This window comes from Vibrio sp. F13 (assembly GCF_020806305.2).
In the GTDB taxonomy this organism is placed as follows: domain Bacteria; phylum Pseudomonadota; class Gammaproteobacteria; order Enterobacterales; family Vibrionaceae; genus Vibrio; species Vibrio crassostreae_C.
In genome coordinates this window covers 1,670,977-1,686,007 of sequence record NZ_CP170176.1, presented here as the reverse complement: position 1 = coordinate 1,686,007, position 15,031 = coordinate 1,670,977, and the positions used below count along the sequence as shown (strand labels likewise).

General features: G+C 43.5%; 15 protein-coding genes and 1 pseudogene. 11 read left to right on the top strand and 5 right to left on the bottom strand.

From position 1 onward, the window contains the following. Window positions 1-274: 274 nt before the first annotated feature. Complete coding sequence (locus tag LMH68_RS22300; RefSeq protein ID WP_229647329.1) at window positions 275-1,177, bottom strand: LysR family transcriptional regulator; 903 nt, start codon at window positions 1,175-1,177, stop codon at window positions 275-277. A gap of 138 nt (window positions 1,178-1,315) precedes the next feature. Here LMH68_RS22300 and LMH68_RS22295 point away from each other — a divergent pair, with 138 nt between their 5' ends. Further along, complete coding sequence (locus tag LMH68_RS22295; protein WP_017066716.1) at window positions 1,316-1,744, top strand: PACE efflux transporter; 429 nt, start codon at window positions 1,316-1,318, stop codon at window positions 1,742-1,744. A 274-nt stretch (window positions 1,745-2,018) separates the two neighbouring features. After that, window positions 2,019-3,080, top strand: coding sequence for a sensor domain-containing diguanylate cyclase (locus tag LMH68_RS22290; RefSeq protein ID WP_229647328.1), 1,062 nt, complete (start codon window positions 2,019-2,021; stop codon window positions 3,078-3,080). Window positions 3,081-3,116: 36 nt separating this feature from the next. Here LMH68_RS22290 and LMH68_RS22285 read toward each other — a convergent pair whose 3' ends face one another. Beyond that, window positions 3,117-4,112: a helix-turn-helix domain-containing protein gene (locus LMH68_RS22285; protein ID WP_229647327.1), complete on the bottom strand. Its 996-nt coding sequence runs from the start codon at window positions 4,110-4,112 to the stop codon at window positions 3,117-3,119. A gap of 159 nt (window positions 4,113-4,271) precedes the next feature. Between LMH68_RS22285 and LMH68_RS22280 the strand changes: the two are divergent. The 4 genes and pseudogenes from LMH68_RS22280 to LMH68_RS22265 form a co-directional block, all read left to right on the top strand. Next, window positions 4,272-5,069, top strand: a pseudogene (locus LMH68_RS22280) (HlyD family secretion protein); the annotation flags it as partial. Next, window positions 5,068-6,018 (top strand): DUF2955 domain-containing protein, encoded by a 951-nt coding sequence (locus LMH68_RS22275; protein ID WP_229647326.1) that lies wholly within the window; start codon window positions 5,068-5,070, stop codon window positions 6,016-6,018. The pseudogene LMH68_RS22280 and the gene LMH68_RS22275, both read left to right, overlap by 2 nt. A 22-nt stretch (window positions 6,019-6,040) precedes the next feature. Continuing rightward, window positions 6,041-7,141, top strand: a complete 1,101-nt coding sequence (locus LMH68_RS22270; RefSeq protein WP_136974477.1) for an AI-2E family transporter — start codon at window positions 6,041-6,043, stop codon at window positions 7,139-7,141. After that, entirely contained in the window at window positions 7,142-7,801 is a 660-nt protein-coding gene (locus tag LMH68_RS22265) for a potassium channel family protein (protein ID WP_017061900.1), read from the top strand. A 112-nt stretch (window positions 7,802-7,913) separates the two neighbouring features. Here the strand turns inward: LMH68_RS22265 and LMH68_RS22260 are convergent, their stop codons facing one another. Together LMH68_RS22260 and LMH68_RS22255 are read right to left on the bottom strand one after the other, a co-directional pair. Next, window positions 7,914-8,453 (bottom strand): DUF3332 domain-containing protein, encoded by a 540-nt coding sequence (locus LMH68_RS22260; protein ID WP_017061899.1) that lies wholly within the window; start codon window positions 8,451-8,453, stop codon window positions 7,914-7,916. A gap of 225 nt (window positions 8,454-8,678) precedes the next feature. Next, window positions 8,679-8,840 (bottom strand): hypothetical protein, encoded by a 162-nt coding sequence (locus LMH68_RS22255; RefSeq protein ID WP_019820087.1) that lies wholly within the window; start codon window positions 8,838-8,840, stop codon window positions 8,679-8,681. A 265-nt stretch (window positions 8,841-9,105) separates the two neighbouring features. On the opposite strand from LMH68_RS22255, the gene LMH68_RS22250 reads away from it, so the two are divergent. Beyond that, window positions 9,106-9,699: a hypothetical protein gene (locus LMH68_RS22250; RefSeq protein WP_050648160.1), complete on the top strand. Its 594-nt coding sequence runs from the start codon at window positions 9,106-9,108 to the stop codon at window positions 9,697-9,699. A gap of 229 nt (window positions 9,700-9,928) precedes the next feature. Here the strand turns inward: LMH68_RS22250 and LMH68_RS22245 are convergent, their stop codons facing one another. Further along, window positions 9,929-10,138, bottom strand: coding sequence for a hypothetical protein (locus tag LMH68_RS22245; protein WP_004731601.1), 210 nt, complete (start codon window positions 10,136-10,138; stop codon window positions 9,929-9,931). Window positions 10,139-11,065: 927 nt separating this feature from the next. Between LMH68_RS22245 and LMH68_RS22240 the strand changes: the two genes are divergently transcribed. From LMH68_RS22240 to LMH68_RS22225, 4 genes are all read left to right on the top strand, one after another. Next, on the top strand, window positions 11,066-11,998 hold the full coding sequence (locus LMH68_RS22240; protein ID WP_229647325.1) for a siderophore ABC transporter substrate-binding protein: 933 nt from the start codon (window positions 11,066-11,068) through the stop codon (window positions 11,996-11,998). 100 nt (window positions 11,999-12,098) lie between these two features. Next, a complete protein-coding gene (locus LMH68_RS22235; RefSeq protein WP_017061896.1) occupies window positions 12,099-13,052 on the top strand; it encodes an ABC transporter permease in 954 nt (317 codons plus the stop codon). Then, window positions 13,045-13,995 carry an iron chelate uptake ABC transporter family permease subunit gene (locus LMH68_RS22230; RefSeq protein ID WP_229647324.1) on the top strand — a complete coding sequence of 317 codons (951 nt, stop codon included), beginning with the start codon at window positions 13,045-13,047 and terminating at the stop codon, window positions 13,993-13,995. Before LMH68_RS22235 ends, LMH68_RS22230 begins: the two co-directional genes overlap by 8 nt. 12 nt (window positions 13,996-14,007) lie before the next feature. Further along, window positions 14,008-14,772, top strand: a complete 765-nt coding sequence (locus LMH68_RS22225) for an ABC transporter ATP-binding protein (RefSeq protein ID WP_065585089.1) — start codon at window positions 14,008-14,010, stop codon at window positions 14,770-14,772. Window positions 14,773-15,031: the final 259 nt, after the last annotated feature.

Below are 15,031 nucleotides of genomic sequence, written 5' to 3'. Positions count from 1 at the left end.
AGGCTGAGCGCTTATCTGGGAGATTTGAAGTTGGGTCAGTGGTGTTAAAGAACGATTTGGGTCTGTCTATATTCGTTTGAAAAGACAAACCCGTTGGGATCGCATAGTAGTTATGTCACTTTGGGACATCAACTAGGGTGTTTTATCCACACGACAAAGATATTTATCGGCAAGATAAGCAGAAATGAGGTAGCGGTGGTGTGTTCCATGCCGATATTGAATCTCTGAATTGACGATGTTTTGAAAATAGAGATGATATTGTAAATAGGGGAGGCTAGTTGGCTTGCCATTGATTGTACTGCAGTGAGTGCCCCTTAAGCTGCTCAATAAGGCTGGTGAGAACTGGGCCGTTGATGTGGCTGCGAGACACCAAACATCCCACTGGAGTAATCCAACCACCATGCTCGTGCGAAACAGGCAACGCCACAAGGTCGCCTTTTTGAATGCCTTCCATCACCATCATCTCGGGCACATTAGCCCAACCCACGTTCTGTTCAACGAGATCAACAATGGTCTTGTGGTTGTTGGCGTACCAAAGCATCGAGCTAATACCGTAGGTGAACCACAGTTCGCGTTGTTTTGAGCTGCGATGCACACATTGGCGATAGCGCTTTAGGTCTGAGTCTTGTACAACGGACATGCGACTCAGTTCGTGAGTGGCAGAGCTAACAGTTAGGAAACGCGCTTGGCCCAGCAAAAAGAAATCCATATCGACCTTCAGTTCGCCATCCGCGTAGATGATGCCAATCTGTGCTTTTCCTCGTCTTACTAGGTCTTCAACATCAAAGGTTGAGGTGGTAATGATATCGAAGTGTGTGATTGGAAATTGATCGGCGAGTGAGCTGATTATCTTAATAAAGTTCTTATCTATGATGCTTTCATCAACCGCAATGATCAGTTCGTGCTCATCTTCTTGGGTCAGCGATTCTACTTTTTGATCGAAGTACTTTTGCTGGTCAAGAATGGACTTAGCCACAGGCAATAACGCTTTACCTTTGCTGGTTAAAACGGGGATGTTTTTCTCTCGGTTAAACAGCTCTTGGTCAATGGCAATTTCGAGGTTGGCTATCGATTGGCTTACCCCAGACTGAGCTCGTTTCAGTTTGCGAGCGGCGGCAGAGAAAGAGCCACTTTCACACACCGTGACGAAGACTTTTAGTTGCTCAAAACTGTACATGTTATCTCTCGCTCAATACAAAATGGGGTACTTATACTTAAGCTATCACTAAACGTGATGGCTGTTAACTTTCTCTTATTATTTCAGGTGACATAATCTCGACCAATCCAACACGTAATAGATTATTTAGAGGAATGTATGAGTACGTTAGAAAGAGTGTTCCACTCGGTGTTGTTTGAAGTATTGGCCGTCACACTGTCAATTATAGGTTTAGCGATATTTACTGATCACGATGTGAATGCCTTATCAGGAACCATGATAGTTGTTGCGACTATCGCAATGATTTGGAACTACTGTTTTAACCGTATTTTTGATCGTTATTTCACGGGGGAAAAATCAAAGCGTTCGCTTAAGTTACGTGTTTTTCATGTCGTGCTATTTGAGGCTGGCTTGTTGATAGCGACAATCCCTGTGATGGCATACTTACTTAACGTGGGGTTATGGCAGGCATTTTTGATGGACATCGGCGTGACCATTTTTATTACCATTTACGCGTTTGTGTTTAATCTGATTTATGACCATGTTCGAGCATTCTGGGTACGCAGAGGGGAGCTAGCCGTTCAGTAATCTACCAAGTCAGTAAACACGAGCTTGGCCACTAACCGTTTGTTTATTCGTTATTTTGACGGAGATATTCGGTTAGTAGGCCTAGGTAACCCGGCACTGGTTGGCATTCAAAGTGGCGGTCTCGAGTCTTTTCAATCTCTTCCGCTTAATAGTTAGTGTAACCCTATGCACTTATTGTTCGATATGTAATTTGAATTTGTATGTGTCGTAAAATGGTAAATATCTTAATTAAAACTTAGCCATCATAGTCATTCGCCCATCACCAGAGCAAACTATGAACAAGTTAAGTTATGACCGAAAAATGCCGCTATACGTGGTGTCTGCACTTGTCCTCAATATGGCATTTAGCTTGTGGTTGCTGAGTATTGCTTCTACGCCAGCCATGTTTTTTTCGGTGTGTGCGTTGTTTTTACTTAGCACTCTTATTACCGCACGCCTTTATCGACATGAAATGGCTCAAAGCAAGAATAACTTGTCGGAAGCGATCATTGATGGTGTCGCAGGTTTTATTGTCCTCGATAGTCAATTGAGGGTCATACAAGTGAATCAACAATTCTCTCGGGTTTCAGGTTATGCCTTTGACCAAGTCGAATCTCGTCCGATTTCTGATCTCTGTTTTATGAATAACAGCAGCCTAATCACGACCATTACTCGCTCACTGAAGGAAAACCAGAGATGGAAAGGTGAGTTGAGTGGCGTCAGTCGACTTGGTGAGCAGTTTACCGTAAACGTTGTGGTGGAAAAGCTAACTGAAATTCTGCCGCACAATAACAAGTACGTGGTGACCTTTACGGATATTAGCCGACGCAAGATATTGGAGCGTCGATTAAGAATGCTGGTGGAAACGGATTCACTGACAGGGTGCTGGAATCGACGCCGCTTTGATAACGACTTAAAACATTATTCTAACCTGGCAGAGCGTTATGGTTACACACACTCCTGTTTGGCGTTGATCGATTTAGATCACTTCAAGGCTATCAATGATAATCACGGTCATGACCAAGGTGATTCAGCGTTGAAAGAGGTCGCAGAACTGTTGAGAAATAACAGTCGAGACACCGACATCGTCGCGCGAGTAGGCGGAGAAGAGTTCGCGATCTTGATGCCTGAAACCAATTTAGCAGAAGCGTTTGAGGCGATGTATCGATTGAAAGAAGTGATTGCCAAAGGAACAACATTGAACCTGACTGTGAGCAGTGGTGTATCTGAAATACAAGCACAAGCCGAAGCGACCTATCGCAGTGCGGATAAGGCGCTTTATCGTGCCAAAGGTAATGGGCGAAATAGAGTGTGTAGCTCTAGCCCAAGCTGTGCTACTCCAATTGCCCTTGGTTAGATGCAGGCCGTGCTTGGTTAATCAATCGAGCGGAGACTAAGCCGAGATTGAGCGTTGGTAAATCTTCGGCGTAAGGCCAGACACACGCTTAAACGCACGAGAAAAATGCGAGATGTTGGTGTAACCGAGCTGGCTAGAAATGTAGGTCAGCGTATGGCCTTCTTCCATCAGCTCGCAAGCTACAGAAAACATCAGGTTCTCTTTGATCTTTCGATAAGTGGTGTTTTCATTCTTGAGTTTGCGTTGGAACGTTCGCACTGAAAAGTTGAGCAGCTCTGCCGCCTCTTCAAGAGAGAGGTCTTGTTCTTTCATGTACGGTTTTAGAAGCTCATAAATACTATCGGTAAAGCTGGTATGCCACTCAATAAGTGTCGGTTTTGTACTGAGGTCTTTAGACGTAAGACGGATTGGGAGTTGTAAGATCTCATCAGGAATCTGCACAGCAGTCGACGAGTGATCAACAAACAGTTGGCAGTTACTTGATACCAGTGTTTTGACGACATCGATGTCATGCCCTTGCAAGCAAACTTTAGTCGGTAACCATGGTGATTGCGATAAAATGGTTATTAACTCGATGATATAAATAACAGCGAAAGCTTCGCCCCATTGAAACATAGGGGAGTTGTCTTCCGGGGCTGTCCGGCAAAACCAGTTCTGACCGTGTTCTTGGATAAACTCGACTTTGCTGCCTGGTGAATCATAGGCAAAGATTGAATTGATCTGTTTTAGTGCATCGCCAATGGTTTCGAATTCGGTAAATTGATGCAAGACATTTGGGATGATTCGACGTCGAAATGCGAGTCCAAGAATATCGGTGAACCGAGATACGCCGAGTTGTGCCGATGTAAGATAAATTAAACGCTTAATGGATTCCGATGGCACAAAGTCGCTTTCTGATTCAATGAGATCGGGCGGTAAACCAGAATCTTTGAGCAAAAGGTGGAGGTCGAGACCATAGTCAGAAAAAACCTGAACCAGAATTTTGGCGTAGTTCGTTTGAATTACCGGGACTTGGTAGTGACTAGATCTCATTGGAATACAATCCTGTATATATTGTCGCACTATTAGACGTGCATATCATTTGCAACGTTTTGTTTACTAAATCTAACCCTATTTACTTGAGTTTTCCATCGCTGGGTTTATTTTTAAAGTATTAATTTTGTTGATGTTAGTTATCTAGAAGGGAGTCCCATGTCAGAAACCAAAGGGAATAAGCAAGAAGCCAATGAAGATGTTGGCCAGCAAGAAAATGGAAAAGACAAAGTAAGAAAGGTCACAAACTACCTATTGTTGTTTGTTGCATTCATGTTGATCTTCAGTGTCATTTCAGACCGAATCATCCCTATTACTGATAATGCTCGTGTAAAAGGTTATATCGTTCCAATCAAGCCAGAGGTGTCGGGTAAAGTACTCGATATACTGGTTCAACCTAACCAACTGGTTAATCAAGGCGACAAGTTAGCCATTTTAGATGAGTCTGATTACCAAATAGCAGTACAACAAGCCGAGCAAAATTTAGAGATCGCTGGCCAAAATGTTGGTGCGCAAACCGCGAGCATTGCTTCAGCTCAAGCGAAACTCACTTCAGCGATTGTTGAAAGACAAAACACCAAACTGCAAGCCAAGCGTGTCTTAGAGATGGCAGACAAAGGTGTGGTTTCTAAATCAGATGCAGATAAAGCGCGAGCAGCATTAGCGACCTCTCGAGCAGCTGTTGTGAATGCAGAGGCTGATCTTGAAGGTGCGAAGCAACAAATGGGTAAAGAAGGCCAAGAAAACAGTCAAGTGAAAGCGGCGTTGCTGGCACTTGAACAAGCTCAATTGAACCTAGAGCGCACCGTGATTACCGCGCCGACACAAGGTGGTGTTTCTAACTTTAGCCTCTCTGAAGGGTTTTATGCATCGGCAGGGCAAGCAATCATGACCTTTGTTTCAACCGAAGATATTTGGATTGAAGCTTATTATCGAGAGAACAGCCTAGGTCACGTTGGCTGTTTTCTTGGCGGCGTGGATAAACTGGCCACTTGCGTTTGTGGCGCCAGTGTTCACAGCTAAGTTCTTAATTGATAAACCAAATCTCCATAAAGAAACGGTCTACGAATTGCTCTTGGCCGTTGTGGTGACAATGGGGTTAGGTTTATTACTGTCGCGAGGAATTACCCATTATCCAATCCCATTGCTGATTTTAGTGGGGTTAATGATGCTGTGGGGTTACTACTTGTTTGTCGACCCAAAATGGAACCTGTTCGCCACCATACTGTTGATTGCGGTCTTGATGTTGCCATTCATGGCGATTGATAACCCCGGCGTGTCAGTCATGCTGGCCTCTGGCTTAGCGACCTCTGGTGTGGTTTCAGTCATGCTTTTTGCGTTAGTGCATGTGTTTTTCCCTGAGCCAAAATCGGCGTTCTCAGGCTTCGCTGCTGCGCCACTCGAAAAGAAACAGCGTTGGTATGCGGCCTTTAAGGCGATGATTATCTCCTATCCTGTGGTGTGTTTTTTCTTTATTTTTCAAATATCTGAAGCTTTACTGACAATGATGTTCATTGCGTTGTTATCGTTGATGATTACGTCAGAGAAGTCGATAAAGTTGAGCGCTTTTCTGGTGATAAGTAACGGTATCGGGGGATTGCTGGCGATTGCTGCTTTTTCAATTCTTTCTATAGTACCCAACATTGTCTTCTATTCTTTGTTTATAGGACTTATTGCCATTCTTATGTCTACCAAGATCTACACGGTTCCCGAAAAAGCACCTATTTTCGCCACTGCATTTAGTACGTTGCTCGTACTGGTTGGTAGCACGTTGATGAGCTCCGGTGACATCGATAGCAACACTCTTATACGCATATTCCAATTAGTGTTAATTGGCATATATATGATTTTGGCTTCTCTATTCCTAGAAACACGGAATTGGAAGTTTCTACAAAATCAGCCTTAATTTTGTCTAACAAGGACGTCTCATGAAGTTAACCGATGATTTTTCAAAACAGGCGATAGACGCTGCCATCAAGATCGCAGCGATTGCCATGCTCGTGTATTGGTGTTTTTCGATTTTGCGCCCATTCATTCTTCTGGTGATATGGGGTGCGATCATTGCGACTGCGTTGTATCCAGTGGCGGTCGCAATTTCAAATAAAACCGGGATGTCGAAAGGTAAAGCCAGTGCATTGCTGAGCTTTATTGGTGTGATTCTTCTATTTATTCCTTTGGCGGCGCTTTCTTCTGGTATCTACACCAGCGCGACTGACCTGATGACAGGGCTTCAAGATGGCACATTGTCATTGCCTAAACCGAAAGAGTCCTTACAAGATATTCCATTAATAGGGGAAAAGGTTTATTCAACCTTGGTTGCCGCCTCCAACAATATTGAAGGCACTTTCATAAAGTATGCGGATGAACTTAAACAGTTTGCGACGAAAGCGGCTTCTGTTCTTGGCTCGTTAGGTGGCGGCTTTATTCAGTTCATCATCTCTACCATCATTGCGGGTGCATTCATGAGTAATGCCGATAAATGCAAAACCGGCGTGACTCACTTAGTGGCGCGTTTAACGGGCGGTAAAGGTGAAGAGTTGGTAGAGCTCTCTAAATCGACCGTGCGAAGCGTTGTGCAAGGTGTGATTGGTGTGGCTGTGATTCAATCCATGATGTCGGCAATCGGTTTGGTGATTGCAGGCGTTCCAGCAGCTGCGTTTTGGGCGCTAGCTGTGCTGCTCATTGCGATAATCCAACTTCCACCGATTCTCGCTCTATTGCCGGCGATCATCTACATGTTCAGCGTTGAATCGACACTGGCGGCGAGCTTGTTCTTAGTGTGGTGTATTTTGGTGAGCGGCAGTGACGCTATCTTAAAGCCAGTATTGCTGAGCCGTGGCTCTCACATTCCAATGTTGGTAATTCTATTGGGTGCACTGGGCGGAATGGCGATGTCAGGCATCGTCGGTCTGTTTGTCGGTGCTGTGATACTGAGTTTAAGCTATGAGCTGATGATGGCGTGGCTTGGACTTGAAGAGAAAAACCAACAAGAAACTGAGAAAAAACCTGCAGAGGTCGAGGGAAAATAGATGAAGCCAGTCTCTAAAGACGACAACTTCTACTTCTTATTCTATGCACTGTTGGTGTTGTTTCTTGGTTGCGCGGTGATGCAGCAGTTTTATCCGCAAGGCCAGAAAACAATCCTATTTCTTATCATTATTACGTTGGCGAGTTCAATTGCCGGTATTCATAAAGAGCGAGCCTTGTATCGCTCTTGGTATGGGCTTTTATTGATTACGGCGCTCGTGTCTGGCGTGTTTTCATTTTTGGAAGGCTATAACCTGTCGATAGTGACGCTATCGGCGTTGGCTGTGTTCTTGTTTTCACACATTTACTCGGCGTTGAAGCAGGTGATGAAAGCCAAAACGGTGACACCCAATCACATCATCGGCTCCATCTGTATTTACTTGTTGCTAGGGTTTGCTTGGTCGACCATCTACTTGTTAATTTTAGAGATCTTTCCTAATGCCTTTAACGGGTTAGAAGAGCAAGTCTGGCTGACGAACTTGTTTAATGCGATGTACTTTAGCTTTATCACCTTGACTACGGTTGGTTACGGCGACATATCACCAGCTCTGCCTATTGCTCAATTCTTTGTGTTTATGGAATCCATTATCGGCAGCTTTTACTTAGCTATCATGGTGGCGAGTTTGGTGAGCATTCGACTTGCACAGTCTCAGTCCCAATAGAGCATTTACAAATAATAGAGCACATACAAACAAGCCCGGCAATCGCCGGGCTTGTTCTATTTTATGAGCTCAAAAGTCTCTTTAAGTTTGAACTCTGTGTGGGCGATGAACCTTAAGCTTCAGTGCCTTGAATCTTCTCTAATTCAGCGATAGTTGTTTGCGATACAAGCTGACCATCCATGTAATAGGTAACGTTTTGACCGTCTTTGATGCCCGTTAGAGTCGCTGTTTCACCAGATGTATAGACGATGTCCATTTGAATCGTGTTTTCGTCAATCTTAATCATCTCACCCGTTTCAATGGTGCGATTGTTAGAAATTGGGCCGACAGGGGCTTCTTTCAGGCTTGGGTCCAGCTCATCGTTCACTTTGAAGTGCGTGTCTGTTTTTGTATCAAATACGTGTGGTGAACCGCTGATAGGGTTTTTACCTGTCCAGAATTCAAGTGAGTTGAATACCACATAGTCTGCTGCGGTAGTAATACCGTATACAGGCGCTAATAAGAAGTTTACACCTGCACGAGCATAGCGGTTATCGACAACTTCAACGTTAAATTTCATCACTTTCCCTGTTACGGCGTTACTACCGATACAACCAGTTAGCGCAGAAGCCAAAACCGTTAGTCCTACAATTTTAAGTGCAATCTTTTTCATTTTAGTACCTGTATAAGTTAGAAGTCTGTTTCGTTGGAACAGGTGTAGTATGGTTTTTATTCGATGGTCAGTTTTACCATTTAGCGCCACTGACGATATAAAATGCACTCGGATTTTTGGCATAAAGCTAGGTATAAAACTGGGCACAAAAAAAGCTCGACCTAATAGGGCGCGCTTTGGGGTATTTAGATAAGTCGTAATGAAAACAACCACTCCAATATAGAATTACTTCATCACGTAGGTATAAGCCGATACGACAAGCCAGCGGAAAAATCGAAATAAAAGGGTGGTGGCTTTAAAGGCAAACTTGGCAATGGATACCATTGCTTCTGCACCAATGCTTACACACTTATGCAAATCGGATTCTTTGTATTCTGAATAGGTCATCTGTTTTCTCATTTCTCGCGGTTGTCTTTCATATGTAAGTAACGACTCCTGTCTGGCGATATACCCTGAGCGCGTAATGTACGAACTTTCACCGGTAGGGATTTACCATTTCATGCCATATGGATTAATAACTAGGCAAAAGGTAAAGAGTTGGGTGTATTTAACGGCATAGCGAGGTGTAACTGTTCAAGTTACCGAAAAAACGAGGGTAATAGTGGTATGATCGCGGGCTCAGCACCATAAGTGATAAAGAATAGGAAACAGAATGACTCACCTTACCGAACAGCAAGAAGCTGCAATGGCGACGTTTAAGGAAAACTTACACCTTCCAAACGGTGGTTTTCATAAACTGATTATCGAGCTAAGTAAGGAGTATCAGTTGCCTTTCCAAAAGGTGCGTGCGGTTTTAAAGAAAGCTCAAAAAGACGTTGAACGACAAATACGAGAAGACTTTACCAGCGTTGATGACACAGTACTGAGCCAAGCGAATTGGGTAAATATCATTAAGTCGAAGCTTGTTGAGTTAGCGGAAGAAAACCAAACGGTTATGGATAAGCTGCAACAAAATCTGAAGTATCAAAAAGTGTTGTCGGCAACCGAAGGTTCAATCGCAAGCGAAGACGAACGTGACGAGTTGATTGAAGAGTTGATTCAAGCTTATGAGAAAGAGGTGTTCAAACCGTTACTGGCGATGCTGCATACAACGAAGCTGTATTGGAAGTTAATGCTGGTGGATGAGACATGTAAGATGAATGAGGAGAATCGTGAGAAGTTCAGTGATTACCCTCAACACATGCAAGCTGCAGAACACTTATATACTCTTGATCAGAAGTTAAGGTCGATGCCGTTAACTTATTAGTCCATGAATGCACTGATAATGACTCAATGGTGATTCAGAGTTTGATATAAGTTGGTTTCAATAGAAGTACGATAACCTAGCTAGCGTTAGCCGCGTGTGAAATGCAAAAAGGCTAGGTTTCAGATCTGTTTTACTTCTACTCTATTTTGTTCTGCTAGAGCGAATTGAGGGTGACATCTTTTACATCTTTGGGACTAGATGGTGTTTCTTTTGTAGCCTTTGGGAAATGCTATAGGAGTGTGAAATGTCCTAGGGTGTTTCCGTTGCCTGAAACGATAGTTCCGATGCTTTCTCGTTCATTAAATTCAAAGTCGATGAGATAGCTGTGATGTTGTAGCTTGGGCAATATGTGGCGGTGGAGTATATCGCTATTGAGCTGTCGAATCTCGGTGACCCATGAAATCTCTTCTTTGTGTAAATCTATTTTAATCTTGAGCATTTATTACCTTTTAGTTTATTGACTGTTTTTTCGCGTGATAGTTGGTACCAATGGGTTTGTCGTGTTGTTCTGCGTGACATAACTGTGCCTTGTGTTTATTACATTTGTATTTAAGTGCTCGATCTATTCTGACTTCGCTGACAAAAGAGCAAATGACGATAGATCGGTAGTAGGATCGAATTTAAAAGCTATTGAATGACTATCTGGGTGAAAGCTGACGCAGAGATGGTGTAACGAGGGAATCGAGAACTGTCTATGTGGAACTTGGACTTACTTTAGCATTAACAGCTCTATAGATTAGAGCCAGGTGGCGAACTATACGCCTAGTTTTCAAAATTACAACCCTATTTCAATTAAATTCAAAAATATTTTTGGGTGATTTACCATCGGTTACTGAAGGTTAAATGAGCGAAGGTCAGGGATTTGACCATGATATCTGACTGAGTCTTGGCTTTTCAGCTGTTCGTATTCGTTGTCATTAGTGGGTTTAATTGATCAGCTAATTTGGTGATGATTAAGTCTCTGTTGTATATGATCTTTACATTGTAAATTACAATCCATGATTTTGGGGTTCAGCGTTGTAATTACAGGGTTTTTGGGTGCTTTCCCCATCTGTTTTTTTCTTCAGGTTGATGAGTATTTTCCTCTTCGCGTCTTTTTGATATTTCTGATTCCTAATACCTCTCCTGACTACGCAAAATATGAATACTCACTTTTACGTTTCTGAATAATAAAGTTGTTGTATCGCCAATTTAGTGCAAATATAATTGATAATAGTTCTCACTTGCGTTACAAGTTTGTTGTCAATCCAATGACAGACTTTAAATTATCGTTATTTAGCAGTTGTGTACGCCCCATGCTCGTCTATGAGTAATGTGACTTTCATTGTCATGAGTGGTGGTTTGTATCAATGGCAAAGGAAGAAACATGAAGAAAACAATCAATTCAGTTCGCCAGTTATTGAGCGGGCTTGCCATCGTTCTAGCATCATCATTCATGATGACCGCGCATGCGGAAACCGTCACCATTGAGCATGTGAAAGGCACAGCGCAGTTTACTGAAGTACCACAGCGAGTGGTGGTTCTAGGCCACGGTAGCTTAGACGTGCTCGATAAAATTGGTGTACAGCCAGTTGGCGCGCCTCATAGCTTGCTGCCTGATTACCTAGCTTCGTACAAAGATACGACGGCAAATACAGGCTCTTTAAGCGAACCTGATTTTGAAGCTATCTACATGTTGAAGCCTGACATCATCATCGCGGAAAACCGCATGCTTAAGGTTTACGACAAACTGGCACAAATTGCTCCTACTGTCATGTTTTCTATTGAAGGCGACAAGTACTGGGCTGATGCTCAGCAAAACTGGCGTGTGCTAGGCGACATCTTTGGTAAGCAAGCTGAAGTCGAAGCGATCATTAAAGAGACTCAAGCTTCTATCACAGCGGTAAACGACAAAGTAGCGTCTGACGAAACTTCAGCAATGATGCTAATGAACAACGGCAACAACATTGCGATGTTCAACAAAGGCAGCCGTTTCTCTATCATCTTTGATGACTTTGGTTTCGTGGAATCAAAGAGTGCAACCGTGGCTCCGATTAAAGGAACACACGGCAACCTAATCTCTTTTGAATACATAGCTGATGCAAAACCTGAAGTGCTTTACGTGCTTGACCGCGAAAAAGCGATTGGTAAATCAGAAGGACGCGCACAACAACTGTTTGATAACCCACTGGTTGCGGCAACACCTGCAGCGCAGCACGGCAGTATCGTTTACCTTGATTCAAGTGCTTGGTATTTGGCGGGTGGCGGTGTGACAGCGATTCATAGAATGCTTAGTGACATTGAACGTACGATTCAATAGTTACTAACCATCAGATTTTCGGGCTTATAAGAGTGTTCTTATAAGCCCTTTTTCACTTTTTTATACGGGCTACCCGAGACCTATCTTTAGTATTATTCCTATGTTGAAACCCATTGCAGCTGCTGTATTTCTTGTTGTGTTATGCGTTGCGTCATTGATGATTGGAGTCGCTGAAATCAGTTTTAGTGACTTCTTCAATGGCAACCAACACGCCAATTCTATTTATATTGTTAGTCGGATTCCTCGACTACTCGCGATCGTGCTTGCCGGAGCGGGATTGAGTGTTTCTGGCTTGATCATGCAGCAAATCGTACAGAACAAGTTTGCCGCGCCTTCGACGATGGGCACCATTGACTGTGCGATGTTGGGTTACATTGTCGGCATTCTAGTGCTAGGCAATGCTGCGCAATGGAGCTACTTAGGCTTTATCTTCGCGTTTGCAGTGTTTGGCACCATGCTATTGGTTCGCTTCCTACAACACCTCAAGTTTAAGAACGCGGTATTGGTGCCTTTGATTGGCATTATGTATGGCAACGTTGTTTCGTCTCTAACAACCTTTATTGCTTATAAGTACGACTTAGTACAAACCATGTCGGCATGGACTATGGCGAACTTTGCGAGCGTGTTGCAGGGCAGCTATGAAATCCTTTATCTCGCGGTGCCTGCTTGTGTATTGGCTTACTATTTCGCGAGCCAGTTCAGTGCGGCGAGCATCGGTGAGAGCTTCGCGAAAAACATCGGTTTGAATTATCAGAAGATCGTCTTCATTGGTGTTGCGTTAGTGGCTATCAGTGCCTCCTCTGTGGTGATGATCGTTGGTGTTATCCCATTCCTTGGCCTTATCGTGCCGAATATCGTGTCGCTGATGATGGGCGATAACATGAAGAAGATTCTGCCTTGGACTGCCTACTGGGGGGTGATCTTGGTGTTGGCTTGTGACCTGCTAGCTCGAATCGTCATCTTCCCTTATGAGATTCCAATCTCGATGGTAATCAGCATCTTTGGTGGCATGATTTTTATTTACCTAATCATGAGAGACAAGTCGAATGCGTGATTCAGTAAAAATTGCGATTCTGGCTATCGCGTCTTTGGGTATGACAGCGCTATTCATCGGGCAGGGGCTGACGTGGGATAACTACGAGTTCTTCTTGTCTCTGCGATTACCAAAACTGTTGTCGATTGTGTTGGCGGCGGTAGCGATTTCTGCATCGTCATTGGTTTTTCAAACCATTACTAACAATCGAATTTTAACCCCATCCATCTTGGGTTTTGACAGTTTGTACATGCTGGTTCAAACGGTGCTTCTGTTTGTATTTGGCAGTACCAGTTTCTGGGTGATTGATTCCATCGCTAACTTTTCGTTGTCTGTGACTGTGATGATCTTGTTCTCATTTGCCCTGTTCCACTTCTACTTTAAGAGCAAGCGAAACAACGTATTTACACTGCTGTTGATTGGTATTGTGTGTGGCAGCGTATTCTCGAGTCTGTCTAGCTTCTTAGCGATGTTGATTGACCCGAACGAGTTCGCGGTGCTGCAGAATGTGATGTTCGCAAGTTTCAATAATGTGAAAGGTGAGCTGGTTTATCTCAGTCTTATTCCACTGGGTTTGAGCTTGCTTGGCCTTTGGTTGTTAGCGCCTAAGCTTGATGTACTTTGGCTTGGTGTTGATAACGCAACAAGCTTGGGTGTGAACACCAAACGACTGACTCAGATTACCTTGGTGATTGTGTCAGTGATGGTCGCGGTATCGACTGCTTTGGTTGGCCCAGTGCTGTTCTTTGGTTTGATCACCGTGAGCTTAGCTCGTCAGATATTCAAATCTTATCAACATCGTGTGCTTATCATCGCAAGCAGTTTGTTAGCGGTCGTTCTATTGGTTTCAGGCCAATGGTTTATCGAAAAAGTAATGGCGTTCGAAACCACAGTGAGTGTGATCATTAACTTGGTCGGTGGTTTGTATTTTATGTTCTTGTTGTTACGCACCAGAATTCAGTAAAGGTAGTAAGTAGTGATTAAATTAACAGGTTTAACTAAGAAGTATGGCAAGTCACTCGTGGTTGATGATGCCAGTGCTATGTTCCCGAAAGGCGAAGTGACTTCTATCATTGGCCCAAATGGTGCGGGTAAAAGTACACTGCTTTCAATGGCGAGCCGCTTAACCGACAGTGACGCAGGTGAAGTGGTCATTGGCGATAAGTTACTGGCTGAGTGGGATACCAAAGAGCTAGCCAAGCACCTTGCCGTGTTAAGACAATCAAACAACATCAATATGCGATTTACGATTCGTGAGTTGGTCTGTTTTGGTCGCTTCCCACACTCTCAAGGTCGCTTGAAAGACGAAGATCATAAAATCGTCGATACAGCACTAGAACACCTTGGCATTACTGACATCCAAAACAAATACCTTGATGAGTTGAGTGGCGGTCAGCGTCAAATGGCGTTTATCGCGATGGTTGTGTCGCAAGATACAGACTATGTGTTCTTAGATGAGCCTCTGAATAACCTTGATATTAAACACTCGGTTGAAATCATGCAGACGTTGCGTCGTTTGGCGCATGAGTTCAATAAAGCGGTCGTTATCGTGATTCACGACATCAACTTCGCTTCTTGCTACTCGGATAACATTGTCGCGATGAAGAAAGGCAAAGTGGTTAAGTCGGGTAAGGTTTCGGAAGTGGTTGAAAAATCAGTGATGGAGTCTATCTACGAGATCCCATTTGAGATTCGTGAGTTCGATGGTGTTCGAATCTGTATGTATTATTCTGGTCGTTAGATTACTGAATAACTCGGTTGTTTTGCTTTCTAGCCGTTGAACGAAAAGAGCTCCCATATGAGGAGCTCTTTTTGTTTTCGGATAGTATCTGTGTTGTTAGTGAAATGTTGCAATGCAAAGGTAATTCCCCTTGTATAATAATAACTTAACTGACGTAATATTGACTGGTCGTACTTCTAATAACGCCAGTTTGAAGTCACTCACAGATCTACTCTTCATTTTTGAAAATCAATTGCTTTTTTTCTGCTTAACCTCTGAA

Excerpts from the sequence above, each read along its gene's own strand:
- LMH68_RS22300 (WP_229647329.1), bottom strand. The coding sequence starts at position 1,177 with ATGTACAGTTTTGAGCAACTAAAAGTCTTCGTCACGGTGTGTGAAAGT.
- LMH68_RS22295 (WP_017066716.1), top strand. The coding sequence starts at position 1,316 with ATGAGTACGTTAGAAAGAGTGTTCCACTCGGTGTTGTTTGAAGTATTG.
- LMH68_RS22290 (WP_229647328.1), top strand. The coding sequence starts at position 2,019 with ATGAACAAGTTAAGTTATGACCGAAAAATGCCGCTATACGTGGTGTCT.
- LMH68_RS22285 (WP_229647327.1), bottom strand. The coding sequence starts at position 4,112 with ATGAGATCTAGTCACTACCAAGTCCCGGTAATTCAAACGAACTACGCC.
- LMH68_RS22270 (WP_136974477.1), top strand. The coding sequence starts at position 6,041 with ATGAAGTTAACCGATGATTTTTCAAAACAGGCGATAGACGCTGCCATC.
- LMH68_RS22265 (WP_017061900.1), top strand. The coding sequence starts at position 7,142 with ATGAAGCCAGTCTCTAAAGACGACAACTTCTACTTCTTATTCTATGCA.
- LMH68_RS22260 (WP_017061899.1), bottom strand. The coding sequence starts at position 8,453 with ATGAAAAAGATTGCACTTAAAATTGTAGGACTAACGGTTTTGGCTTCT.
- LMH68_RS22255 (WP_019820087.1), bottom strand. The coding sequence starts at position 8,840 with ATGACCTATTCAGAATACAAAGAATCCGATTTGCATAAGTGTGTAAGC.
- LMH68_RS22250 (WP_050648160.1), top strand. The coding sequence starts at position 9,106 with ATGACTCACCTTACCGAACAGCAAGAAGCTGCAATGGCGACGTTTAAG.
- LMH68_RS22245 (WP_004731601.1), bottom strand. The coding sequence starts at position 10,138 with ATGCTCAAGATTAAAATAGATTTACACAAAGAAGAGATTTCATGGGTC.
- LMH68_RS22240 (WP_229647325.1), top strand. The coding sequence starts at position 11,066 with ATGAAGAAAACAATCAATTCAGTTCGCCAGTTATTGAGCGGGCTTGCC.
- LMH68_RS22235 (WP_017061896.1), top strand. The coding sequence starts at position 12,099 with ATGTTGAAACCCATTGCAGCTGCTGTATTTCTTGTTGTGTTATGCGTT.
- LMH68_RS22230 (WP_229647324.1), top strand. The coding sequence starts at position 13,045 with ATGCGTGATTCAGTAAAAATTGCGATTCTGGCTATCGCGTCTTTGGGT.